Raw genomic sequence first — 22,737 nt, forward strand, 5'->3', positions numbered from 1 at the left:
AAGTCTTGGTCGCACGGCGTGAATATTCGACGCCAATTTGTTCGTGAGGAATAGTTTGTCCGAGCCAGCGCTGAGGATGACCGGTCTCGACCTCGACGAGGACGTCGTGGCCGCACTGCAGGCCGTACTGCCCAGGATGGCCGAACGCACGGTCACCGCCGTGACGGTCGAGGTGCCCAGCTACGCCAGGGCCTTCAGCGGACAGATGGGTGCGAACATCGAGAACGCCGTGCGGATGGCGCTCGGCGCGTTCCTGCGACTGGCGGTTCGCGCCCACGGCTCCGACCCGGCCGCGACGCTCGCGCCCGCCCTCGACGGCGCCTACGAACTGGGCCGTGGCGAGGCCCGCCAGGGTCGGACGATGGATGCGCTGCTGTCGGCGTACCGCGTCGGCGCGCGCGTCGCGTGGCGGGAGTTGTCGGCAACGGCAGTGGATTCGGGGCTGTCGGCCGGGACCGTCGCCCGGTTCGCGGAGCTGGTGTTCGCGTTCATCGACGAGCTGTCGGCCTCGAGCGTGTCCGGGCACGCCGACGAGCTGGCGACCACCGGACGGGTCCGGCAGCGCTACCTCGAGCGGCTGGCCCGCCAACTGCTGACGGGTGAGCCCCCCGAGGCGTTGCGCGCCAGCGCCGAGCAGGCCGGCTGGCAGCCACCGGAGACGTTGACCGCCGTCGTGGTGGCCGAGGCCCAAACCCGCGGTCTGGCAGCCCGATTCGGACAGGCCACCCTGCAGGTGGGCGAGGATCTGCCCGGCGTCGACCCCGCGGAGCCACTCGCGGTGCTGCTGGTGCCCGACCTGGACGGCAGGCACCGGAGGCAACTGCGGTCGGCACTGCAGGGGCGGCGGGCCCTGGTGGGCCCGGCCCGACCGTGGATGCTCGCGGAGTCGTCCTACCGCCGGGCGTTGCGGGCTCGCGAGCTGGCCGTGGACGACGACGTCGTCGACACCGACGACCATCTCGTCGAGTTGGTGTTGACCGCCGATGCCGACGCCGCCGCCGATCTGCGCAGGCACGTCCTTGCGCCGCTGGCGGAGCTGCGGCCCTCGACCGCCGACCGACTGGCCGAGACCCTGCGGTCGTGGCTACTGCACCAGGGTCAGCGCGACGCGGTCGCGGCCGATCTGTTCGTGCACGCGCAGACGGTGCGCTACCGGATGACCCAGCTGCGCGAGCTGTACGGCGACCGGTTGAACGACCCGCGCACCATCCTGGAACTGACCGTCGCACTGGGGGTTTCGACGTGAGCGTGCGCGCCGGGGCCGCGTGCTGGCTGATCGCCGGGGTCGCCTACCCGAGCGCCGAGGCGATCGCGGCACACGCCCCGCCCCACTACGACTATGCCCGCAACTTCATCAGCGACCTGGGTCGGCCGGACTCCCCGCTGAGCCCGTTGATGAACGCCGCCTTCGTCATTCAGGGGACGCTGTTCTTCGTGGGGGCCGCACTCGTCGCCCGCGGTGCGCGAGGGCGGGGTCGGACGTTCGTGGCGTGCGCGGCGTTCAACGCGATCGGCAACGTCACGGTCGCGAGCGTGCCGAGCGGCGTGCCCGCTCACGCCTGGGTGCATGCGACCGGGGCGGTGCTGGCAATCCTCGGGGGAAATGCCGCGATTCTGGCGAGCGGTGCGGTGCTGAGATCACTTGGCGCACATCGCCGTTCACGACGTACATCGATCGTGCTGGCCGCCACCGGTCTGACGAGCTTCGCGCTGCTGGCCGTCGCGTCGACGACGTCCACGACCGTGCTGCTGCCCGCCGCCACGTGGGAACGGGGCAGCGTCTACACGATCATCGCGTGGCAGTCGCTGACCGCCGTCTACCTGCTTACGGGTTGGGCGGGGGCGGCGGCGGGGCGTCGTCCGGGTCCGCCGGCGGTGGCGGAGGAGGAGGCGGCACCTTGACGCCCAGCTTGCCCGCGGCGTAGTTCGCGGCCTGATCCGTCAGGCCGTCGGCCACGTAGTCGTTGTGCAGCGAGTAGTCGCCGCCGCCGTCGTCGGAGCAGATGGGATCCCCCGGGACGCACGACTTCAGGGTCTTGCCCGCATACAGCGGACCGATCACGATGTCGGGCTGGTTGATGAAGCCCATGAACCGGTGGTTCGGCGTGCCGAATAGCGTCACCGCGGCCACGTGGTCGGCGACGTTCGGCGGCATCGGTCCGGTGACACCGGTGTCGGCCGCCCCCGGCGGGACCACGGCCGAGGTCACGAATCCGGCGACGGCGGCGCCCTGGGAGAACCCGCCGAGCACGACCTTGGTCTTCGGGCAATTCGCCGCCGTCGCCTCGATGTGCGCGGCGGCGTCGTTCACGCCGTCGACCGCCCGCGGAAAGTCGATCGTGGCCGGGTATTGCACCGGATACACGTTGACCGACTTCGGGCCGAGCTTGGACTGCAGCGAATCGACGAACGCCTGGCCGACGAAGCCGACCCCGGGGGGTTCGCCGGTGCCGCGCGCGAAGACGATCTCGACGTCGGGGCAACCCGGCGGCGGCGCCGGCGGGCTGATGCCCGGGGCGGGATCGGCGGATGCGACGGGCAGGGACGCGAGGAGCAACGCCGATGCCGCCGTTGCCGCTACACCGAGGACTTGGGCGAGGTGGCGTTGGCTCATCCCGCAGGGATGACCGTGATCGAACCGTGACAAACCACCAGAATGTGACGAGTTAGGTGATCTATCCAACCCTCCGGTAGGGAATATCACGGTGCCTCAGGTACCGCAGAAGGTCTGGTAGGGGCCGAAGTCGTCGGGTGCCGGGGCGGCAAAACGCTCCAGGCCAGGCCGTTCGTCGAACGGGCGCGCCGTGGCGTCCAGCAGCTCGCGCAGCGGGCCGAGATCCCCCGACGTGCCCGCCGCGAGCGCCTCCTCGACGAGGTGGTTGCGCGGAACGTAGACGGGATTGACCCGGTCCATCGCGTCCGGGTCCGGCGCCAGCGTGCGCCATCGCGACAGCCAGCGATCGAAGGCGGCGAGGTCGACGAACCACCCCCTGGCGGGCTCGGCGTCACCGCGGGCGGCGTCGGCGAGTTGCCGGAAGAACGACGTGTAGTCGACGCGGCTCTGCTGGAGCTGTGCCAGCAGGTCCGGCACCAGGTCGGCGTCGTCGTGGGGGGCGCCGGTCAGCCCGAGCTTGGCCCGCATCCCCGAGGAATGCGCGGCGTCGTAGGCGGGTCCGAACCCGTTGAGCGCGGCCACGGCCAGATCGATGGCCTGCGGTTGGTCCTCGGCGATCAGGGGCAGCAGGGTCTCGGCCAGGCGGGCGAGATTCCACTGGGCGACGATCGGCTGGTTGCCGTAGGCGTAGCGGCCGGAGTGGTCGATCGAGCTGTAGACCGTCGCGGGGTCGTAGGCCTCCATGAACGCACACGGGCCGTAGTCGATCGTCTCGCCCGAGATCGTCATGTTGTCGGTGTTCATCACCCCGTGGATGAACCCGACCAGCATCCACTGGGCCACGAGTGCCGCCTGCGCCGCGACGACCGACTCGAAGAACGCGAGATACGGCCGGTCGGCCCCGGCGGCGTCGGGATAGTGCCGCGCGATCGCGTGGTCGGCGAGCCGTCGCACCAGGTCGACGTCACCGGTCGCGGCCGCGTACTGGAAGCTGCCGACGCGTAGGTGACTGCTCGCGACGCGGGCCAGGACCGCGCCGGGCAGCACCAGGTCGCGCATGACGGGTTGACCGGTCGCCACGACCGCCAGCGCGCGCGTCGTCGGAATGCCAAGGGCGAACATCGATTCGCTGATGACGTACTCGCGCAGCATCGGTCCGACCGCCGCGAGACCGTCTCCGCCGCGGGCGAAGGGCGTGCGCCCCGAGCCCTTGAGGTGCAGGTCGCGCATCCGGCCGTCCGCGTCGACGAGTTCGCCGAGCAACAGCGCCCGGCCGTCGCCGAGGCGCGGCGTGTAACCACCGAACTGATGGCCGGCGTAGGCCTGCGCCACGGGGACCGCGCCGTCGGGGACCGCGGCCCCCACCAGCAGGGCCAGCCCGTCCGGACTGGACAGCCACGCTGCGTCGAACCCCAGCTCGCGGGCCAGCGGCTCGTTGAGCGCGAGCAACGTCGGATCGGGCGCGGCGGCGGCCTGCCACGGCAGCGCCAGCTCCGGCAGGTCCCGGGCGAAGCGGTCGTGCAGGACGACGGTGGTGACGGGTGCGGCGCTCACCCCGTCCAGGGTACGGAGAACTCCCCGGCCCTGGCACGATGAGCGAGATGACGTTGCGCACGTGTGCCCGCTGGTTGCTCGGTGCGGCCCTGGTGTTCGCCGGTGTCAGCCACGTCAGCTTCGCGCGGACGAGTTTCTACGCCCAGGTGCCGCCGTGGCTGCCGTTGAACGCCGACTTCGTCGTGATCTCCTCGGGCATCGTCGAGATCGTCCTCGGCGCGGCGCTGCTGTTCGTCAGCCGGTGGCGGGTGCCGTTGGGCTGGCTCGCCGCCGCGCTGTTCGTCGTGGTGTTCCCCGGCAACGTCTCCCAGTACGTCACGCACTCCGATGCCTTCGGGCTCGACTCGGACCGCTCACGCGCCATCCGCCTGCTGTTCCAGCCGCTGCTGGTGCTGTGGGCGCTGTGGTCGACGGGCGCGTGGGCGGCGTGGCGAGCGCGCGAGGGCTAGAGGCCGATCATCTTCATCTGGTCGGCGTTGTGGTGATCGCCGACCGCGGGTGACACCTTGGTGAGCTTGTCGACCTGGTCCGGGGTGAGCTCGACCGCGTCGGCCCCGACGTTCTCCTCCAGGCGTGTGACGCGCTTGGTGCCGGGGATCGGGGCGATGTCGTCGCCCTGGGCCAGCAGCCACGCGAGCGCCACCTGGGCGGGCGTCGCGCCGACCTCGGCGGCGATGGCCTCGACCTCCTTCACCGCTTCGAGGTTGCGCTGGAAGTTCTCACCTTCGAAGCGCGGGTTGGACTTTCGGTTGTCACCGTCCTCGAAGTCGGCCGTCGAGCGGATCTGTCCGGTGAGGAAGCCGCGCCCGAGCGGCGAGTAGGCGACGAACCCGATGCCGAGTTCGCGTAGCAGCGGCAGCACCTCGGCCTCGGAATCCCGCGTCCACAGCGAGTACTCGGACTGCAGCGCGGTGATCGGGTGCACGGCGTGCGCCCGGCGGATCGTTCCCGGCCCCGCCTCGGACAGCCCGACGTGGCGGATCTTGCCCTCGGTCACCAGCTCGGCCAGCGCGCCGACGGTGTCCTCGATGGGCGTCTTGGGATCGACCCGGTGCTGGTAGTAGAGGTCGATGCGATCGGTGTCGAGCCGCTTGAGCGAGCCCTCGACCGCCGTGCGGATGTTGGCCGGGCTGCTGTCGAGGTTGCCTGGACCGTCGCCGGCGTGCGAGACCATGCCGAACTTGGTGGCCAGCACGACGTCGTCGCGGCGGCCCTTGAGCGCCTTCCCGACGAGCTCCTCGTTCGTGTACGGGCCGTAGATCTCGGCGGTGTCGATGAGCGTGACGCCGAGGTCGATGGCCCGATGGATGGTGCGGATGGACTCCGCGTCGTCGCTGCCGGCTCCGCTGTAGGCGAAGGACATGCCCATGGCGCCGAGTCCGATGCGTCCGACGTCCAGGGTCCCGAGTTCGATGTGCTTCATTCCTTCGACGGTACGACGGTGGGAGAACCCCTGGGAGGGTCTGCCATTACCGGTTTCGGCGGGCCCACCCACCGGTAGCGTCGCCCGGATGCGCAACGTCGTCATCACCGGGCCCGGCGCCGTCGAGGTCCGCGACGCTCCCGACCCCGTGCTGCCCGGACCCGACGGCGCGGTCGTCGGGGTGGAGGCGTCGGCTATCTGCGGATCGGATCTGCACTTCTACGACGGCGACCTGCCGGTGGGGGACGGGGTGGCCGTCGGTCACGAATTCCTGGGCACCGTCACCGAAGTCGGGCCGGAGGTGTCGGGCGTGCGCGTCGGGGATCGCGTGCTGGCCGCCTCGGTCACCGGGTGCGGACGGTGCGCGGGCTGCGCCACGGGCAACCCGGTGACGTGCGTGCGCGGCATGCAGATCTTCGGGTCCGGCGTGCTGGGCGGCGGGCAGGCCACCGCGGTCGCGGTGCCCGCCGCGGACTTTCAGCTGCTGCGCATTCCCGACGGCGTCGACGACGAGGCCGCGCTGCTGCTGACCGACAACCTCTCGACGGGGTGGATCGGCGCGAAGAAGGCCGACATCCCGCCGGGTGGGACGGTCGTGGTCATCGGTCTTGGCGCGGTCGGACTGTGCGCGGTGCGGGCAGCCTTCGCGCAGGGCGCGGGGACCGTGCTCGCCGCCGATCCCGTGGCCGGGCGACGCGCGCTCGCCGTCGACTCGGGAGCCATCGCGATCGAGGGGCCGACGATCGCCGCGGTGCTCGAGCACACCGGCGGCCGCGGGGCGGACGGCGTCATCGACACCGTCGCGCTCGACGCCACGCTGAACGATGCGCTGGCCTGCGTGCGCGCCGATGGCACGGTGTCGGTGTTGGGCGTGCACGACCTCGAGCCCTATCCGCTGCCGATCCTGATGGGGTTGGTGCGCAGCCTCACCCTGCGCATGACCACCGCACCCATCCAGCAGACGTGGCCGGAGCTGATTCCGTTGGTGGCCAACGGTTCTCTTCGCACCGACGCGATCTTCACCCACCGGTTCCCGCTCGCGGCGGCAGCCGACGCCTACGCCGCGGTGGCGGCACGGAGTCCGGAGTGCGTCAAGGTGATCCTGGAACCGGGGTCATCGTCGCCGCGCTCTCAATAACCTATTGATGAACACAGAGAACCCACAGCTCAGCGCCTAGAACACCGGCCCGAGTGGGCTCGAAAGTGTCAATACGTCATTCACGGCCAGGAAACAGTCCGGAAACGGGGCGCGCTTACGGTCGTGTCGTCACAACGTCGGTGACTCACCTTGATCAACCACGGCGGGCGGCCCCCGCCTCGAGGTCACCAGGAACAACACATGGCAACACTGATCGAACAGCGCTCCATCGGCGCGATCCCGGAGGCCGAACGCCACGGCAAGGCCTGGCATCTGCTTCCGCTCTGGTTCTCGCTCAACGCCACGGTCATGGCGGCCACCACGGGCGCCATCGGCATCTCGATCGGCGCCGGGCTGATGCCCACCCTGCTCGCCATCGTCATCGGCAACCTCGTCGGAGCGGTCTTCATGGCCTACCACTCCGCCCAGGGTCCTCAGCTCGGCCTGCCCCAAATGATCCAGAGTCGAGCACAATTCGGCTTCTTCGGAGCCGCCCTGCCCAACCTGCTGGCCATCATCATGTACATCGGCTACTTCGCCGGGGCCGGTGTCATCGGCGGACAGGCCATCGCCAGCATCACCGGCATCCCGACCTGGGCGGGCATCGTCATCTGCAACGCGCTCACCTGGGCGATCGCCTTCGCCGGCTACCGCATCATCCACCTCTTCGATCGCGCGATGGCGGTCGTGTCGGTGATCGTCCTGGTGCTATTGTTCATCGCGGCGATCGCACACTACGGGTCGGCGCCGGCCGCACCGGCCAAGCCGACGTTCGCGAACTTCTTCCTGATCCTGTCGATCTGCGCGAGCTGGCAGATCACCTTCGCGCCCTACGTCTCGGACTACTCGCGCTACCTGCCGACGGCGCAGGGCGGCGCGAAGACGTTCTGGTACACGCTGATCGGCACCTGCGCGGGGGCCATCACGTTCATGGCCCTCGGCGCCATCGTCGCGGTCTACGCCCTCGACAGTCTCAACAGCGATGCCCTGGTGTACCTGTCGAAGCTCGCGCCGTTCGGCGCCCCGGTCATCGCGGTCGTCCTGGTGCTCGGCATGATCGGGGCCAATTGCGACAACCTCTACGGCCCCTACATGGCCGGGCTCTCGACGGTGACCCAGGCGGGTGGTCCACCGCACGTGTCGCGGCTCGTACGTGCCTGTGCCACCGGCGGATTCGGGCTGATTGGCACCGCCATCGGCATCTTCCTGTCCGGTGACTTCCTCACCAACCTGTCGAACCTGATCCTGTTCCTGCTGTACATGCTGGTGCCGTGGACCGCGATCAACCTGGTCGACTTCTACGTCATCCACCGCGGCCACTACGACGTCGCCAGCATCGTGTCGATGCGGGGCCGCTACGGCCTGGTGAACTGGAAGGCCATCGGCACCTACGCGATCGCCGTCATCGCCGAGGTGCCCTTCATGAGCTGCCCGCTGTTCGTCGGACCCGTCGCCACCGCACTCGGTGGCGTCGACATCGCCTGGCTCGTCGGCCTCTTCGTGGCGGGCGGCCTGCACTATGCGCTCAATCGTCACACGACCATCGACGACGCCGAGTACACCATCACCGCCGACAGCAGCGTCGCATCCGGCGCAGTCGCCTAACCCACCACCCCCACGCCGAGGAGACACCCATGGCCTTCGACTACACGCGAATGACCGCCACCTGCGCCATCGATTCACCCGCCGACGCCACCACCCTGCCCCCCGAGGTCTACGGCAGCGACGAGCTCTACGCCGACGAGGTCGACCGCATCTTCAGACGCGGCTGGATCCCGCTGTGCCGCATGGAGCAGATCCCGACCGACGGCAGTTACTACAGCATCGACATCCTGGGCACCCCGCTGGTGGTCACCCGCGATCGGCACTCCGAGGTCCGGGTGCTCTCGCGCAACTGCACGCACCGCTGGATGGAACTCTGCAGCGGCGCCGGCGAGGCCAAGGTGCTGCAGTGTCCGTACCACCTGTGGTCGTTCGGTCTCGACGGCCACCTGGCCGGCGCACCGGAGATGAAGCAGTCCAACGGCTTCAACCGCGCCGACTACGGGCTCAAGCAGTTCCGGCACGAGGTGTGGAAGGGGTTCGTCTTCGTCAACCTCGACGGGCAGGCCACGCCGGTGGCCGAGCAGCTGGCCGGGCTCGCCGAACAGGTCGACCCCTACGACTTCGAGAACTACCAGACCGTCGAGCACACCGAATGGGGTGAGTGCGAATGGGATTGGAAGATCATGGTCGACAACTTCATGGAGTGCTACCACCACATGGGCCCGCACCGCGGGTCATTGGAGGACGAGTTCCCCGCCCACCTGAGCTCCACCGGTGAGGTCGGCCCCTACTTCACCACGATGTGGTCCGCGCAGGCGCCGGGTTACCCCATCAGCGCGCCGTTCATGGCGCCCGGTGCGGACACGCTCAGCCCCGAACACAGCCGCAAGACGCTGATCTTCATCGCCTACCCGCTGCTGCAGGTGGCGATGGGACCGGGCTACATGTACTGGCTCAAGGTGCTGCCGCTGGGTGCCGGGCGCATCGAGGTGCATCTCGACATCGCCATGTCGCCTGCCGCGCTCGCCGCGCCGGAGTTCGAGGAGCGGCGCAACCAACTGGTCAAGTCGATCTGCGACATCCATCGCGAGGATCTCGACGTCTGCGCGGCCGTGCAGAAGGCCATCAACTCCGGGGTGACCGGTGTCGGCCGGCTGTCGCACCTGGAACGTCCGCTCTGGGAGTTCTACCGATACCTCGGTCGCGAACTGGGGCTCCTCGGCACGACCACTCTCGCATCCACCGGCTAGGAAGGGCTTTCACATGACCACGGTGTTGAACGGGCAGCACGCCCAACCCGGGACGGCGACCACGGCGGCGGCGGTCGCCGACCGGCTCGCGGAGTCCGGCGTCAAGTACGCGGCCATCAGCTTCGTCGACATGCACGGCAAGCCCAAGGCCAAGATGGTGCCGCTCAACCACCTCGGGCAGGCGACGAAGGGCTCGGAGATGTTCACCGGCGCCGCCCTGGACGGCGTGCCGCAGGACGTCAACGACGACGAGGTCGCGCCACACCCCGACCTCGACGCGGGCATCATCACCCCGTTCAACCGCGAGGTCGCCTGGTTCCCCGGGGACCTGTGGATCGGCGACGCGCCGTTCGAGGCGTGCAGCCGTCAGATCCTCAAGCGGGTCACGGCGGACGCCGCCACGCTGGGCTACACCTTCAACCTCGGGATCGAGACGGAGTTCTTCCTGCTGACCGACGACCGCGTCGGCACGCCCGCCCCGGCCAGTCTCGACGACGACCTCGACAAGCCCTGCTACGACCTGCGCGGGCTGCTGCACAACTACGGCATCGTCGACGAGATCGTCACGGCGATGAACGAATTGGGTTGGGATGTCTACTCGTTCGACCACGAAGACGGCAACGGCCAGTTCGAGACCGACTTCACCTACACCGACGCGGTGTCGATGTCGGATCGGTTCGTCTTCTTCCGGATGATGGTCGGTGAGATCGCACGCAAGCACGGGCTGTTCGCGTCGTGGATGCCCAAGCCCTTCGCCGACCGGACGGGCAGCGGTGCGCACTACAACATGTCGCTGGCGGGCACCGACGGCGCGAACCTGTTCGAGGCGACCGACGACCCGCGCAACTGTGGGTTGTCCACGCTGGGCTATCAGTTCATCGCCGGCGTGCTGCGGCATGCCCCGGCGATCTGCGCCGTGATTGCCCCGACGGTCAACAGCTACAAGCGATTGGTCAAGCAGGGCAGCATGTCCGGTCTCACCTGGGCGCCGATCTTCGCCTGCTACGGAGACAACAACCGCACCAACATGCTGCGGATCCCGCGGGGCGGTGGCCGCGTCGAGTGTCGCGCCGCCGACAGCGCCAACAACCCCTACCTCGGGGCGGCGCTGATGCTCGCGGCGGGTCTCGAGGGCATCCGCGAGGGTCTCGACCCCGGTGAGCCCAACCGCGACAACCTCTACCGGCTGTCCGACGCCGATCTCGTCGAGCGCGGAATCGGTTGGCTACCAAGGTCGTTGGACGGTGCCATCGACGCGTTGGAGAGCGATCCGCTGGCGCGGTCGGTGTTCGGCTCCGCCATGTTCGACTCCTTCGTCTCGGAGAAGCGTCTGGAGTGGGAGTCCTACACCGCGCACGTGTCGGCGTGGGAGACCGATCGCTACCTGAGGTTCTTCTAGTGGCTGCCGGCAACCCGGTCGCCGTCGTCACCGGAGGGGGCCGCGGCATCGGCGCGGGCATCAGCACCGCGCTGGCCCGGCACGGCTTCGACGCCGTCATCGGCTGGACCTCGGACGAGGACTCCGCGGTCAAGACGGCGGCCCGGATCGGCGAGACCACCTCGGCCCGAACCCTTCTGGTGCGCGGTGACGTCGCCGACGAGCAAACGTCGAAGGACCTCGCCGCGGCCGCGCTCGCCGAGTTCGGCCGACTGGACTGCTGGGTCAACAACGCGGGCTACATGGCGGCGGGATCGATCCTGGAACTGACCGGCGATCAGGTCCGGCGGTGCTTCGAGATCAACCTGCTGGGGACGTTCTACGGCATCCAGAGCGCGGCGGCGGCCATGGGGGAGGCGGGTGGTCGCATCGTCAACATCTCCTCCGAGGCGGGCATCCGGGCCTGGCCGCTCTACGGCGCCTACGCCCCGTCCAAGTTCGCGCAGATCGGACTCGGACAGGTCGCGGCGCTGGAGTTGGGGCGACGGGGCATCACCGTGAACACCGTGTGCCCGGGCATCATCGAGACCGACATGGTGCTCGACAAGTGGGCTGCCGAGTCGGCCGTCACGCAGACGCCGGTCGCCGACATCCGTGCTGCCGTCACGGCCGAGACGTTGACCGGAGCCCTGTGCACCCCCGAGGACGTCGGCGACGCCGTCGCCTGGTTGGCCAGTGCGTCCGCGGGAAGCGTGACGGGACAGTCGATCTGCGTGAACGCCGGGGTGACACTCCATTGACGCGGCACTGGGGCGAGCTGTCCTCCCGGCAACTGGCGGATCGCTTCGCAACCGACCCCGACACCGTGGTGCTCATACCGGTCGGCGCGACCGAACAGCACGGTCCGCATCTGCCGGTCGGCACCGACACCATCGTCGCGGCGGCGCTGGCCGACGCGGCTGCCGGTGACGTCGCACTGGTGTTGCCGCCCTTGGCGTTCGGCGCCAGCCAGTTCCACGGCACGGAGCTGGCCGGCACGATCGCCTGCACCGGCCACGAGACCGCGGCCGCGGCGCTGCGCGTCGCCGCGGCCTGTGCCGACTCCGGCGCGCGCCGGGTGCTCTTCGTCAACGGGCACGTCGGCAATGCCGCGCCGCTGTGGATCGCGTGCGACGACTTCCGACACCGGTTCCCCGACAGCGGTGTCGGGGTCATGCAGTGGTGGGAGCTGTCCCCCGATATCGCCCAGCGGGCCACCGCCGACGCCGTGGACTGGCACGCCAACGCCGCCGAGACGTCGCTGATGCTGGTGCTGCGTCCCGAGCTGGTCGACGTCGAGCAGATGCGCACCGCCGACGACCCCGATCGCACCGCGGGCGTCGTGTTCCGCTACCCGGTGCAGCACGTCTCCACCAACGGTGTCACCGGTCATCCCTCGCGGGCCTCGAAGACGTTAGGCCTCGAACTGTGGAACGACGTGGTCGCCGCGGCACGGGCGATGGTCGTCGCCGCACATGACGAGGTGCCACCATTGAGGTAGTGCGCATCGGTGCGCGCCGTACCATCTCTGGCGTGCCGTCACGGGAATCGCAGGCCGCCGATCCGGGTTCGCCGAGGGCGCGCATCATCAACGCCGCGACGAAGTTGTTCTCCGAGAAGGGGTACGCGCGGACCACGATGAGCGACATCGCCCGCGCGTCCGGGTTGCAGCAGTCCTCCCTCTACTACTGGTTCCGCAACAAGGAGGGGCTGCTGCAGGAGACGCTGCTGGTGAATCGGGCCCCATTGGACTTCATCGCCGAGGTGGGTGCGGGCTCCGGCTCGCCCGCGGTGAAGCTGTACCGCTTATTGCGCTACGACACACTGCAACTCGCCCTGTCGCCGATCGACTTCAACGAGATTCAGCGCATCGCCCACGAGCAGCGCAGCGAGTTCGGTCAGTTCTGGACGGACTACGAGCGGCTCAAGCAGTGGGCGGCCGACCTCATCGGCGCCGCGATCAGCGAGGGCAGGTTCGTCGACTGCGACAGGGACGAGACGGCGGGGCTGCTGCTCAACTTCGACGAGGGCGCCCAGAAGCGCACCCGGCTGCACACCGACGAGGGGGATCGCGCGGACGAGGCGATCCGGGTGGCCGAGCAGGTCGCCGTCATCGCGGTGCGCAGTCTGCTGAAGCGGCCCAGCGACATCACCCGCGTCACGGCGCAGGCCGCGCAGTTCGACGACGTGGAACTGGCACTGCGCGTGATACGGCGGCAGTCCGACTGAGGGCTCAGCCCGCGTAGACGATCTCCTCGAACGGCCATGCGTCGTCCAGCCATTCGCGCACCGCAGCGCGCAGCACCCGATCGAGGTCGGCGACGTCGGCGCGCACCCAGGACCGCACGTGGACGCTGCCCGGCGTCGGTCCGGGGTCGAGGTAGAGGCAGCCGATGACGTGGTCGCCGTCGGGCGCGAGGACCGTGTAGGCGAAGGCCACCCGCTGCTCGAACTCCTCGGCGTGCTGAACCAGGTCGGCGAGGTTGCGCTCCGGGGTGTACCCGCCGTCCGGCGGCCAACTGCGACCCTCGAAACCGGGGGTGTGCCGAATGTGGTCGATGCTCGACGTCCACGCGGCCAGGTCGGCGGTGTTGTGTTGCGGCCCAAGGGGTTCCAACCGAAACCGTGCCGCCCGAAGATCGGGCGGCACGGCGAAGTCGTCGGGAACCAGAGGCGTCACGTCACGACGTCAGTCGCGGGGTGACACCTCGACGCGGACCACGGGTCATCGCGTCTTGGCACCGCGGCGGCCGGTGATGCCGAGGTAGCCGGCGATGAGGATGACCGCGAAGACGATGCCGACCAGGAACGGAATGATCTTGAAGCCGCCGTTCTGGTTCGAGTACCCCAGCTTGTAGGACACCCAGGTACCGAGGAACGAGCCGATGGCGCCAAGCACGATCGTCATGATCATGCCGATGTTCTGCTTGCCCGGCATGACGAGACGCGCGAGCGCGCCGACGATGAGACCGACGACGATGGCGCCGATGAGGGTTCCGATCATTTCCACTCCTTGAGCCGTGATGAATACCGAACGCGGTGTACCCGCCAGAGCGGGACTGAACCATCGCTGACCGCTCGGTCAAAGATTGGTGTGTGCGTCGACGACCCGCCGCACGGTCTCCAGCGCGGCGCGTAGGGCCGCGGGTTCGGCCGAGCCGAGCGCCAGTCGGACCGCGTGCGGCACGTGGGCGGAGGTGGTGAACGGTTCGGCCGTCGAGACCGACACGTGCTCGGCGAGCAGGGCCGCTGCGATCCGATCGGCGCGCACCTCGTCGGGCAGCGGGAGCCACAGGAAGTACGACGACGGATGTCCGACGACGGGCAGCCCGGCCAACACCTCGCGGGCGATGGCCTGACGGGCTGCGGCGTCGGCCCGCTTGCTCGCCTCCAACCGGTCGACGGTGCCGTCGTCGAGCCAGCGGCAGGCGATTCCCGTCATCAACGCGGGGGTGTTCCAGGTGGTCGTGCGGATGGCACGTTCGATCGATGGAACCAATGTCTGTGGGGCGCAGACGAACCCGATCCGAAGACCCGTGGCGACGCTCTTGGACAATCCCGAGACGTACACCGTGCGCTCCGGGGCGAGCGCCGCAAGGGGAGCGGGTGGCCGGTCAGCCAGGTACGCATACGCCGCGTCCTCGACGATGACGAGTTCGTGCCGGCGTGCGATGTCCGCCAGCCGTTCTCGATGCGCAACCGTGGTGACCCAGCCCAGCGGATTGTGGACGGTGGGCATCGCATAGACGGCGCGCACCCTCCTCGTCCTGCAGAGCCGTTCCAGCGCGTCGAGGTCCGTGGCGTCGGCCAGTGCGGGTAGGGAGGCCAACTCCAAACGCAACGTTCGAGCGAGCGCCGTGAACCCCGGGTAGCTCAGTGCGTCCACCGCGACGACGTCGCCGGGCTGCAGGAGCGCCAGGGCGGTGACGGCCAGGCCATGCTGGCCGCCGTTGACGATCAGCACCCGTTCGGCATCGACGGTCAAGCCGCGTCGCGCCAAATGCCGTGCGACGGAATCTCGTTCGTGATACCGACCGCCGTGGGGCTGATAGCGCAGGAGCGCGTCGAGGTCACCCGAGGAGGCGAGGTCCCTGAGCGCGGCGCGGAGGAGGTCGGCTTGTTCGGGCAGCGCGGGATAGTTGAAGGTGAGGTCGGTGACGTCGGCGGCCACGGCTTGCTGGTCGATGCCGTGGCTCGGGGGGAGGACGGTGTCCCTGACGAAGGTGCCCCGGCCGGGTTCCCCGCTCACCAGGCCGATGGCCTGCAACTCGGCGTAGACCCGCGACGCGGTGACCAGGGCAAGCCCCTCGGTGCTCGCGAGCTGACGATGGGTGGGTAGTCGAGTGCCCGCCCGGAGCCGCCCGGACCGGATGTCCGCGGCCAGCGCATCCACGACGCGCTTGTATCGCGAGACCGGCACCCGCGCATTGTATGCATGACAATTCTTTGATCGTCACGGACGAGCGGCCCTACGATCGCGGCCATGCACATTTCGATCCTCACCTTCGAGGGCTACAACGAACTGGACTCGCTCATCGCCCTCGGTGTGCTCAATCGGGTGAAGCAACCCGGTTGGCGCGTGTCGATCGCCGCTCCCGCTCCGCGTGTTCGGTCGATGAACGGGGTCGTGGTCGAGTCGATGGGCACGCTCGAAGAGGCAAGTGACGCCGACGCGGTGATCGTCGGTAGCGGAATTCGGACCCGCGAGGTCGTGGCCGACGGCGCGCTCCTGGCACGACTGCGGCTCGACCCGTCGCGCCAGCTGGTCGCCGCCCAGTGCTCGGGGACCCTGGTCCTGGCCACGCTCGGACTGCTCGATGGCGTCCCGGCGTGCACGGATCTGACGACGAAGCCGTGGGTGCAGGCGGCCGGCGTCGACGTGGTGAACCAACCCTTCTTCGCCAAGGAAAACGTCGCCACGGCGGGGGGCTGCCTGGCGTCGCCCTACCTGGCGGCCTGGGTGATCGCGCGCCTGGTCGGTGTCGACGCGGCCGCGAGCGCGCTGCACTACGTGGCTCCCGTCGGCGAGAAGGACGACTACGTGCAGCGGGCGATGCGCAACGTCAGTCCCTACCTGCCCGCGGGACGGGCGCTGACACCCGTGCGCTGAACCGGTGCAACCGCTCCTCGTGTCGGGGCGCGCGTCGGCAGCTATCGTTCGGCGGTGCCGTCACACCGGTTTCGCCTCGGCGCCCTGCTGGCAGCGCTACTCCTCGTTCCGGCGGGCGTGGCCCACGCGGACGGTGACCCCAGCGCGCTGTGGCACATCGTCGGTGACCGGTGCGTGCCGAATGAGGTCGCCCACGGCGATCCCGCGCCCTGTGCCGAGGTCGACCTCGCGCAGGGGTCGGCGGTGTTGAAGGATCTCGTCGGGCCCACCCAGTACCTGCTGATTCCGACCGTGCGTACGTCGGGGATCGACGACCCGGCCGTGCTGGCTCCCGGCAGGCCGAACTACTTCGCCGCGGCGTGGCGGGCCCGGTCGTTCGTCGACGCGACGGCGGGGTTCGCGCTGCCGCGGGACTGGCTGAGCCTGGCCATCAACTCGGCGTTCGCCCGTTCGCAGGACCAACTGCACATTCACGTCGACTGCGTGAGCCGCGACGTGCATCGGGCGCTGCAGGATCAGGCCGCCGCGGTGGGTCCGACCTGGGCGCCGTTCCCGGTGCCTCTGGCCGGCCATCGGTACGACGCGAGGTGGGTCGGTGGGGACGCACTCGACGGCGTCGACCCGTTCACGTTGGTGGCCAACGAGATTCCCGGTGCTCGAGCCGACATGGCGGCCCGCACGATCGTCGTGGTCGGAGCTCTCGGCGCCGACCGCAGAGCGGGTTTCGTCGTCCTGACCGATCATGCGGATCCCGCGACCGGCGACCTCGCCGAGGGTGAACAGCTTCAGGACCACGAGCTGTGCCCGCAGTTGGCGGCGGCCGCGCCTGGCAAGTGAGCCGTCAGGCGACGGGGTAGCGCTCGCGCAGTTTGGCCAGCGTCGCCTCGATGCCCCTGGCGTTGCTCTTCACGAAGCCGGTCGCCCGGTAGTACCACGTGCGGTTGCTGTAGTCGAAGGTCTCGGTGACCCTGGTGCGGCCGGGTGCCGTCGGCTCGAACTCCCATCGCCAGTGATGGCCGAAGGGATGGCGCCACTCCATGGTCCGCCCCGGCGTCGCCTCGGTGACCGTGCTGGTGAGGCGGTAGGGCACGCCGAACATCTTCATCTTCGTCGAGAACTTGCTTCCCGCAACGAGATTCGTCGGCCCGCTCTTGTTCCCGGTGACGGTGCCCGAGCCGTCGAGCTCGGCGTGCCGCCGGGGATTGGCCACGATGGCGAACAATTCGTCCGGGTCGGCGCCGACCTCGACCGACCGGGTGACCCTGCCGTCCTCTGAATCCGTCATACCGCCACTATCCCCGACGGGTGGTCAGTCGTGGAGGAAGTCGTCGAGCCAGCGCCGGATCGTCGCGAGGCACGGGTCGCCGACTCGGCCGGCGCGACCGGTCACGCGTCGCCGACTGATGGTGCGGGGTTGCTCGGTCATGGCGTAGGTCGGTTCGGAGAGGCGTAGCCCTGGTCCCGTCAACTCGACGTGCTGCGGCCATCCGCGGCGCCGCGTGGTGGCTGGCACGACGATCACGAGTTCCTTGACCGCCCCGAGGTAACCGTTCGATGCGACCACGACGGCGGGGCGACGACCTGCCTGTTCGCGACCCACGGTCGGGTCCAGGTCGATCCAGACCACCGTGCCGGGCTCGAGAGACCGGGTCACGACGCGCTGTCGAGACCAGCGTCCACGCCCGCCCACGCATCGGACTCGGCGCGCCACTCAGCGAGTGCGGTGTCGTCCGCTGCCGCCATGGCGGTGGCGACCGAGTCGATCCGAAGGTGGCGTTCGTAGTCGTCGAGGACGTGTTCGAGGAAGTCATGCACGGTTTGACTGCGCTCGGCTGCCCGGGTCGAGATGCGTTCGCGAAGCCCCTTGCTCACCTTGATGGTGGTGACATCGGTGACGGCCATGGTCAGAATCATACGTCGAGTATCCCTGATGCGGATACCGCTGGAATGCACTAATCCGGCTCGCCGTATTCGTCGAACCAGTACGCGAGCTTGCCCTTGCGGCTGACCGCGCGCAGACGGCGCTCGGCGGCGGCGCGGGTCTTCGTGGTGGTGACGATCAGCAGTTCGTCGCCCGCTTCGATCCGGGTGTCGGGCAGCGGGACGAACGTGTGGCCGTCCCGAATGATCAGCGTGATGACGCTCGGGTCGGGGAGTCGCAGTTCGAGCACCGTGACGCTGTGCAACCGCGACGTCGGTCGGACCGTCAGCGTCAGCAGTTCGGCCTCCAGGACGTCGAGCGGCGCGGACTCGACCTGGATTTCGCGCGGCGCGTCTCGGGGAATGAGCCGCAGCGCGTGGGCGATGGGTCGCAGGCTCGGCCCCTGCACGAGCGTGAAGACGACGACCAACAGGAACACCACGTTGAGGAGTCGATTGCTGTCGGGCACTCCCGCGACGATCGGGAACGTCGCCAACACGATGGGCACGGCACCGCGCAGTCCGGCCCAGGACAGGAACACCTGCTCGCGCAACGGCACGCTGAAGCCGGCCAGCGAGCCGACGACCGACAGCGGCCGCGCCACCAGCAGGAGCACCAACCCGACCACGATCGCGGGCACGACGTCGGCCGCCAGTTCGCTGGGGTCGACCAGCAGACCGAGCAGGACGAACAACCCGATCTGCGCCAACCACCCGAGACCCTCCGCGAACGACCGGGTGGCCGACCGGTGCGGGAGTCCGGAGTTCGCTAGCACCACGGCCGCGAGGTAAGCGGCGATGAAGCCACTGGCGTCGACGGCGCCGGCCGCAGCGAACGCCACGATGCCGAATCCGAACGTGCCGATCGGGTACAGCCCCGACGCGGGAAGGGCGACGCGACGCAGCGCAAACGCCCCGAGGAAGCCGATGCCCAGCCCGATCGCGGCGCCGCCGAGCAACTCGTAGACGAGGTCGGCGACGGCGTGTTCCGGCTCGAAGACGAAGGGCACCGCGCTGAACATCAGCACGAGGATGACTGCGGGCGCGTCGTTGAAGCCGGACTCCGCCTCGAGCAGTCCGGCGACGCGACGGGGTAGGGGCAGCACGCGCAGCACCGAGAAGACGGCCGCCGCGTCGGTCGAGGACACGATGGCCCCGAGCAACAGCGCCAACTGCCAGTCCATCCCGAGCAGCAGGTGCGCTCCGACGGCCGTGACCACCATGCTGATCACCACACCGATGGTCGCCAGCGCACCTGCCGGCGCGAGCACCTTGCGAATGTCGGCAAACCTCGTCGTCAACCCGCCCTCGACGAGGATCACGGCCAGTGCGGCGGTGCCGATGTTGCGAGCGAGTTCGACGTCGTCGAATTGCAAGCCCAGGCCGTCCTCGCCGATGGCAACGCCGACGAGGAGGAACAGCAGCAGGCTGGGGAAACCCACCCTCGTTGCCACGCGTGTGCCGACGATGCTGGCGAGCAGCACGGCGCCGCCGATCAGCAGGGCCAGGTACAGCTCGTGCAGGCTCAAGGGCTTCCGTTCCGCAGGGTGCGGTCAGTATTTCAGGGTCGCGGCGGCCGCGGGCGCATGACCGGTTGGCAAACGGAACAACGTTCCGTATGGTGTAGGAAACGGAGCGCTGATCCGGTTCACCGGTGGAGCGGAGAGGACGCACATGGCAGCGCACCCCAGTTTCGGCATCGCCACCGCGCCGCAGCAGGTCGACTACGCGGACCTGCTGCGGGTGTGGCGCGAAGCCGACGAGATTCCCCAGATCGAGCACGCGTGGCTCTTCGACCATCTGCTGCCCATCGCGGGCGACCTCGACGGGCCGATCTTCGAGGGCTGGACCCTGCTGTCGGCCATGGCCGCGCAGACGCAGCGCCTTCGCCTCGGTCTGCTGGTGACGAGCAACCGCTTTCGACCGCCCGCCATGCTGGCGAAGATCGCTGCGACGGTCGACGTCGTCTCCGGTGGGCGACTCGTCTTCGGCATCGGCGCGGGCTCCCGGCCGAGCAATCCGATGGCTCGCCGCGAGTACGAGGCCAATGGCCTTCCCTACCATGACTTCTCGCATTCGGTCGAGGCGCTCGACGAGGCGTTGTCTGTCATCCGGCGGCTGTGGACGGAGGATCGTCCGTTCGACTTCGACGGCACCCACGTCAGCCTCCGCGGCGCGTTCGGCAATCCCAAGCCCGCGCAGCGACCGCACCCGCCGATCCTCATCGGCGGTCGCTCCGCGGCGGTGCTCCGGCTCGTCGCCAAGCACGCCGAGCTGTGGAACGTCCCCGGCGGCGACATCGACGACGTCAGGCAGCGCAGCGCGCTACTGGACCGCTACTGCGCGGACCTCGGCCGCGACCCGGCGTCGGTCACCCGCTCGATCCATCTCTCGGTCTCCTACGACGAGCCGGGGCGCACCCGGGCCGCCATCGCCGAGGCGCTCGATGCGGGATTCGGCCACGTCACCCTGGGTCTGCCCAGCCCGTACCCGCAGGGCGTCGCGAGGTGGGTCGCCGACGAGCTCATCGGGTGAGCCCGCGGCGCGACCGCGGATGGACGAGGATGGCCGTGTGGCGGACCGCAAGACGCGCATCGGTATCGCCGGCGCAGGCAACGTCGGCCGTTCCGTCGCGCAGGAACTGCTCGACAACGGCCACAAGGTGCTGCTGATCGAGCGCGCGCGGCGCAAGTTCGAGCCGCACGTCGTGCCCGACGCCGACTGGCTCTTCGCCGACGCCTGCGAGGTCTCGACGCTCGAGGAGGCCGGCGCCGAGACGTGCGACGTGCTGATCGCCGCGACCGGTGACGACAAGGCCAACCTCGTCGTGGGCCTGCTGGCCAAGTCCGAGTTCGGCGTGCCCCGGGTCGTGGCCAGGATCAACGAGATTCGCAACGAGTGGCTGTTCACCCAGGCGTGGGGTATCGACGTCGCCGTCTCGACGCCCGGTGCGATGGTGGCCGGGGTGGAGGGCGCCATCGACGTCGGGCACCTGGTCCGACTGATGGGATTGCGGCAGGGCCAGGCCGATCTCGCGAAACTGACGCTGCCGCAAGACAATCCGCTCGTCGGGCAGCGCGTCGGACAGCTCGACCTGCCGGCCAACACCGCGATGGTCACCCTCGTCAGGGCGGGCACCGTCATCCTCCCCAAGGCCGACGACGTCCTCGAGGCGGGCGACGAGATGCTGTTCGTCTCCGACAGCTCCGCGGAGAGCTCGATGCGCGCCGCCATCCACGGAGACGAGCCCATTCGCGCCTTGAAGGACCTGTACGGGCTCTAGGCTGGTGAGACGAATCGTAGCCACGTAACATTACGTGGCTACGATTCGTATCAGTCCCGGACGGGAGGTGACTTCGGTGGGAGCCCTGACACCCGACACCTCGACGCAGGCCGGGCTGTCCCGCAGTGGCCTGTACCGCGAAGCGAGCGCAGGTCGTTGGGAACGCATAGCCCGCGGCATCTACCTGCCCGTAGGTGCCGCAGCCGCCGACTGGGATCAGGTCGAAGCCGCGACCAGGCGCCCCGAAGCCACGATCTGCCTCCTGTCGGCGCTTGCTCACCACGATCTCGTCGACGCGGTCCCCGCTGCCCTGGACATTGCGATCCCCAGGGGGGTGCGCACCCCCGTGAGTACCGGAGCGATTTCGTGGCACCGCTTCGATCGAGCCACATTCGACGTCGGCCGTGAAGACATCGCCATCGCGGGGTCGGATCAGGCAATCGGGATCTACTCGTCAGAACGGTCGATCGTCGACGCGTTCAGGCTCCGTGCCGAGGTGGGATACGAGGTCGCGCGCGACGCACTGCGCGAATGGCTACGCCGCGGCGGCAAGCCGGCCCGCCTCATAGCGATCGCGACGCGCCTACCCCGGGCGAAGTCCACCGTGCTGAACGCGTTGGAGATGCTGGCGTGAGTCCGGACGATGCGATGTTTCGACGCATTCAAGCGCTCGCGCGGTCCGTCACGGGAGGAGGCGGCGGCGCGCCGACGCAGGAGTACCTGATTCGGCATACGCTCGAATCACTGATCTTCCGGCTCACCCGTACTCCACATGCTGGTGACTTCGTCCTGAAGGGCGGAATCCTGTTGGCGGCCTACGGAGTACGTCGGGCGACGAAAGACGTCGATGCGAATGCCGTCAAAGCCGACGTCTCCGCCGACCACCTCGTCGACGTGCTCCACGACATCGCTGCGATCGACGCGGACGATGGTGTGAGGTTCGACGTCGACACGATCACCGTGCAGGAGATTCGCGAACAGGCCAGCTACCCGGCCCTGCGGCTTCGGATCGCCGCGACGATTCTGCCGTGGAATGGCATGGCGGTGTGGGACGTATCAAGTGGTGATCCCATCGTGCCGTCACCCAGGCGGGTGACGATCGAGCGGATCGTCGGCGACCCGATGACGCTCCTGGCCTACGCGCCCGAGACCACCGTCGCAGAGAAGGGCGTCACCATTCTCGAACGCGGCGTCACCAGCACGCGATGGCGTGACTACGTCGATATCGTCCAGCTCTGCCGTCGAGGCATCGACCCGGACAGTCTCCTGAGATCGGCTCTGGCTGTCGCACACCATCGCGGTGTGACGTTGGAGCCCCTTGCGCCTCACCTGGCTGGCTATGGCGCAGTCGCACAGAGCAAGTGGGCCGCCTGGCGTCGCAAAGAGCATCTCGAACCGGTCTGTGAGGAAAGACTGGACGACCAGGTCGCGCTGGTGGTCTCTTACCTCGATCCGGTGTTCGCCCGCGGTCGCAGGTGAGCGA

The 22,737-nt window shown here is 69.0% G+C and carries 26 protein-coding genes; 16 read left to right on the forward strand and 10 right to left on the reverse strand.

Annotation, left to right across the window (positions count from 1 at the left end; all coding sequences use genetic code 11):
* The first annotated feature begins 55 nt into the window (after positions 1 to 55).
* Both G6N60_RS01905 and G6N60_RS01910 read left to right on the forward strand, forming a co-directional pair.
* A complete protein-coding gene (locus G6N60_RS01905) occupies positions 56 to 1,246 on the forward strand; it encodes a PucR family transcriptional regulator (protein WP_197746911.1) in 1,191 nt (396 codons plus the stop codon).
* Positions 1,243 to 1,902, forward strand: coding sequence for a DUF998 domain-containing protein (locus G6N60_RS01910; RefSeq protein ID WP_163731772.1), 660 nt, complete (start codon positions 1,243 to 1,245; stop codon positions 1,900 to 1,902). Before G6N60_RS01905 ends, G6N60_RS01910 begins: the two co-directional genes overlap by 4 nt.
* On the opposite strand, the gene G6N60_RS01915 is transcribed toward G6N60_RS01910, so the two are convergent.
* Positions 1,826 to 2,614, reverse strand: a complete 789-nt coding sequence (locus G6N60_RS01915) for a cutinase family protein (RefSeq protein WP_163731775.1) — start codon at positions 2,612 to 2,614, stop codon at positions 1,826 to 1,828. The two genes, G6N60_RS01910 and G6N60_RS01915, sit on opposite strands and share 77 nt — an antisense overlap.
* Before the next feature lie 96 nt (positions 2,615 to 2,710).
* Positions 2,711 to 4,168: a protein adenylyltransferase SelO gene (locus G6N60_RS01920; protein ID WP_163731778.1), complete on the reverse strand. Its 1,458-nt coding sequence runs from the start codon at positions 4,166 to 4,168 to the stop codon at positions 2,711 to 2,713.
* Between the two features lie 47 nt (positions 4,169 to 4,215).
* Here G6N60_RS01920 and G6N60_RS01925 point away from each other — a divergent pair, with 47 nt between their 5' ends.
* Positions 4,216 to 4,617 carry a DoxX family protein gene (locus G6N60_RS01925; RefSeq protein WP_163731781.1) on the forward strand — a complete coding sequence of 134 codons (402 nt, stop codon included), beginning with the start codon at positions 4,216 to 4,218 and terminating at the stop codon, positions 4,615 to 4,617.
* Here the strand turns inward: G6N60_RS01925 and G6N60_RS01930 are convergent.
* Complete coding sequence (locus tag G6N60_RS01930; protein WP_163731784.1) at positions 4,614 to 5,591, reverse strand: aldo/keto reductase; 978 nt, start codon at positions 5,589 to 5,591, stop codon at positions 4,614 to 4,616. The genes G6N60_RS01925 and G6N60_RS01930 overlap by 4 nt on opposite strands.
* An 88-nt stretch (positions 5,592 to 5,679) precedes the next feature.
* On the opposite strand from G6N60_RS01930, the gene G6N60_RS01935 reads away from it, so the two are divergent.
* The 7 genes from G6N60_RS01935 to G6N60_RS01965 all read left to right on the forward strand — a co-directional run bounded on the left by G6N60_RS01935 (position 5,680) and on the right by G6N60_RS01965 (position 13,170).
* Positions 5,680 to 6,729: an alcohol dehydrogenase catalytic domain-containing protein gene (locus G6N60_RS01935; RefSeq protein ID WP_163731787.1), complete on the forward strand. Its 1,050-nt coding sequence runs from the start codon at positions 5,680 to 5,682 to the stop codon at positions 6,727 to 6,729.
* Positions 6,730 to 6,930: 201 nt separating this feature from the next.
* A complete protein-coding gene (locus G6N60_RS01940; protein ID WP_163731790.1) occupies positions 6,931 to 8,334 on the forward strand; it encodes a purine-cytosine permease family protein in 1,404 nt (467 codons plus the stop codon).
* 29 nt (positions 8,335 to 8,363) lie between these two features.
* On the forward strand, positions 8,364 to 9,524 hold the full coding sequence (locus tag G6N60_RS01945; RefSeq protein WP_163731793.1) for an aromatic ring-hydroxylating oxygenase subunit alpha: 1,161 nt from the start codon (positions 8,364 to 8,366) through the stop codon (positions 9,522 to 9,524).
* A gap of 13 nt (positions 9,525 to 9,537) precedes the next feature.
* Entirely contained in the window at positions 9,538 to 10,923 is a 1,386-nt protein-coding gene (glnT, locus tag G6N60_RS01950; protein WP_163731796.1) for a type III glutamate--ammonia ligase, read from the forward strand.
* Complete coding sequence (locus G6N60_RS01955) at positions 10,923 to 11,702, forward strand: SDR family NAD(P)-dependent oxidoreductase (protein WP_163731799.1); 780 nt, start codon at positions 10,923 to 10,925, stop codon at positions 11,700 to 11,702. Before glnT ends, G6N60_RS01955 begins: the two co-directional genes overlap by 1 nt.
* Positions 11,699 to 12,442: a creatininase family protein gene (locus tag G6N60_RS01960; RefSeq protein WP_163731802.1), complete on the forward strand. Its 744-nt coding sequence runs from the start codon at positions 11,699 to 11,701 to the stop codon at positions 12,440 to 12,442. Before G6N60_RS01955 ends, G6N60_RS01960 begins: the two co-directional genes overlap by 4 nt.
* 32 nt (positions 12,443 to 12,474) lie before the next feature.
* A complete protein-coding gene (locus G6N60_RS01965; protein ID WP_246240202.1) occupies positions 12,475 to 13,170 on the forward strand; it encodes a TetR/AcrR family transcriptional regulator in 696 nt (231 codons plus the stop codon).
* Between the two features lie 4 nt (positions 13,171 to 13,174).
* Here G6N60_RS01965 and G6N60_RS01970 read toward each other — a convergent pair whose 3' ends face one another.
* The 3 genes from G6N60_RS01970 to G6N60_RS01980 form a co-directional block, all read right to left on the reverse strand.
* Entirely contained in the window at positions 13,175 to 13,621 is a 447-nt protein-coding gene (locus G6N60_RS01970) for an N-acetyltransferase (protein WP_163731807.1), read from the reverse strand.
* Between the two features lie 45 nt (positions 13,622 to 13,666).
* Complete coding sequence (locus G6N60_RS01975) at positions 13,667 to 13,945, reverse strand: GlsB/YeaQ/YmgE family stress response membrane protein (RefSeq protein ID WP_163731810.1); 279 nt, start codon at positions 13,943 to 13,945, stop codon at positions 13,667 to 13,669.
* Positions 13,946 to 14,023: 78 nt separating this feature from the next.
* Positions 14,024 to 15,361 carry an aminotransferase-like domain-containing protein gene (locus tag G6N60_RS01980; RefSeq protein ID WP_163731812.1) on the reverse strand — a complete coding sequence of 446 codons (1,338 nt, stop codon included), beginning with the start codon at positions 15,359 to 15,361 and terminating at the stop codon, positions 14,024 to 14,026.
* Positions 15,362 to 15,424: 63 nt separating this feature from the next.
* Between G6N60_RS01980 and G6N60_RS01985 the strand changes: the two genes are divergently transcribed.
* On the forward strand, positions 15,425 to 16,051 hold the full coding sequence (locus G6N60_RS01985; RefSeq protein WP_163731814.1) for a DJ-1/PfpI family protein: 627 nt from the start codon (positions 15,425 to 15,427) through the stop codon (positions 16,049 to 16,051).
* Between the two features lie 54 nt (positions 16,052 to 16,105).
* Positions 16,106 to 16,888: a CDP-diacylglycerol diphosphatase gene (locus tag G6N60_RS01990; RefSeq protein WP_246240204.1), complete on the forward strand. Its 783-nt coding sequence runs from the start codon at positions 16,106 to 16,108 to the stop codon at positions 16,886 to 16,888.
* Positions 16,889 to 16,892: 4 nt separating this feature from the next.
* Here G6N60_RS01990 and G6N60_RS01995 read toward each other — a convergent pair whose 3' ends face one another.
* Genes G6N60_RS01995 through G6N60_RS02010 form a run of 4 tightly spaced genes read right to left on the reverse strand, consistent with a single transcriptional unit; the run spans position 16,893 to position 19,500 of the window.
* Complete coding sequence (locus G6N60_RS01995; protein WP_163731817.1) at positions 16,893 to 17,336, reverse strand: SRPBCC family protein; 444 nt, start codon at positions 17,334 to 17,336, stop codon at positions 16,893 to 16,895.
* Positions 17,337 to 17,360: 24 nt separating this feature from the next.
* Positions 17,361 to 17,705, reverse strand: coding sequence for a type II toxin-antitoxin system PemK/MazF family toxin (locus G6N60_RS02000; RefSeq protein ID WP_163731820.1), 345 nt, complete (start codon positions 17,703 to 17,705; stop codon positions 17,361 to 17,363).
* The gene (locus G6N60_RS02005; protein ID WP_163731823.1) at positions 17,702 to 17,953 is read right to left on the reverse strand and encodes a hypothetical protein; all 252 of its coding nucleotides are present in this window, start codon (positions 17,951 to 17,953) and stop codon (positions 17,702 to 17,704) included. Before G6N60_RS02005 ends, G6N60_RS02000 begins: the two co-directional genes overlap by 4 nt.
* A 50-nt stretch (positions 17,954 to 18,003) precedes the next feature.
* Positions 18,004 to 19,500, reverse strand: coding sequence for a potassium/proton antiporter (locus tag G6N60_RS02010; RefSeq protein ID WP_163731826.1), 1,497 nt, complete (start codon positions 19,498 to 19,500; stop codon positions 18,004 to 18,006).
* 145 nt (positions 19,501 to 19,645) lie between these two features.
* Between G6N60_RS02010 and G6N60_RS02015 the strand changes: the two genes are divergently transcribed.
* The 4 genes from G6N60_RS02015 to G6N60_RS02030 all read left to right on the forward strand — a co-directional run bounded on the left by G6N60_RS02015 (position 19,646) and on the right by G6N60_RS02030 (position 22,733).
* Positions 19,646 to 20,506: an LLM class flavin-dependent oxidoreductase gene (locus tag G6N60_RS02015; RefSeq protein ID WP_163731829.1), complete on the forward strand. Its 861-nt coding sequence runs from the start codon at positions 19,646 to 19,648 to the stop codon at positions 20,504 to 20,506.
* A 37-nt stretch (positions 20,507 to 20,543) separates the two neighbouring features.
* A complete protein-coding gene (locus G6N60_RS02020; protein WP_246240207.1) occupies positions 20,544 to 21,254 on the forward strand; it encodes a potassium channel family protein in 711 nt (236 codons plus the stop codon).
* 76 nt (positions 21,255 to 21,330) lie between these two features.
* Positions 21,331 to 21,888, forward strand: a complete 558-nt coding sequence (locus G6N60_RS02025) for a type IV toxin-antitoxin system AbiEi family antitoxin domain-containing protein (RefSeq protein ID WP_163731836.1) — start codon at positions 21,331 to 21,333, stop codon at positions 21,886 to 21,888.
* Complete coding sequence (locus tag G6N60_RS02030) at positions 21,885 to 22,733, forward strand: nucleotidyl transferase AbiEii/AbiGii toxin family protein (protein ID WP_179969625.1); 849 nt, start codon at positions 21,885 to 21,887, stop codon at positions 22,731 to 22,733. Before G6N60_RS02025 ends, G6N60_RS02030 begins: the two co-directional genes overlap by 4 nt.
* Positions 22,734 to 22,737 lie beyond the last annotated feature (4 nt).

The organism is Mycolicibacterium madagascariense, assembly GCF_010729665.1.
GTDB classification, from domain to species: Bacteria; Actinomycetota; Actinomycetes; order Mycobacteriales; family Mycobacteriaceae; genus Mycobacterium; species Mycobacterium madagascariense.

Coding starts and splice junctions, on each gene's coding strand:
- G6N60_RS01915 (WP_163731775.1), bottom strand. CDS start 2,614: ATGAGCCAACGCCACCTCGCCCAAGTCCTCGGTGTAGCGGCAACGGCG.
- G6N60_RS01925 (WP_163731781.1), top strand. CDS start 4,216: ATGACGTTGCGCACGTGTGCCCGCTGGTTGCTCGGTGCGGCCCTGGTG.
- G6N60_RS01995 (WP_163731817.1), bottom strand. CDS start 17,336: ATGACGGATTCAGAGGACGGCAGGGTCACCCGGTCGGTCGAGGTCGGC.
- G6N60_RS01930 (WP_163731784.1), bottom strand. CDS start 5,591: ATGAAGCACATCGAACTCGGGACCCTGGACGTCGGACGCATCGGACTC.
- G6N60_RS01945 (WP_163731793.1), top strand. CDS start 8,364: ATGGCCTTCGACTACACGCGAATGACCGCCACCTGCGCCATCGATTCA.
- glnT (WP_163731796.1), top strand. CDS start 9,538: ATGACCACGGTGTTGAACGGGCAGCACGCCCAACCCGGGACGGCGACC.
- G6N60_RS01940 (WP_163731790.1), top strand. CDS start 6,931: ATGGCAACACTGATCGAACAGCGCTCCATCGGCGCGATCCCGGAGGCC.
- G6N60_RS01985 (WP_163731814.1), top strand. CDS start 15,425: ATGCACATTTCGATCCTCACCTTCGAGGGCTACAACGAACTGGACTCG.
- G6N60_RS02005 (WP_163731823.1), bottom strand. CDS start 17,953: ATGGCCGTCACCGATGTCACCACCATCAAGGTGAGCAAGGGGCTTCGC.
- G6N60_RS01935 (WP_163731787.1), top strand. CDS start 5,680: ATGCGCAACGTCGTCATCACCGGGCCCGGCGCCGTCGAGGTCCGCGAC.
- G6N60_RS02015 (WP_163731829.1), top strand. CDS start 19,646: ATGGCAGCGCACCCCAGTTTCGGCATCGCCACCGCGCCGCAGCAGGTC.
- G6N60_RS01975 (WP_163731810.1), bottom strand. CDS start 13,945: ATGATCGGAACCCTCATCGGCGCCATCGTCGTCGGTCTCATCGTCGGC.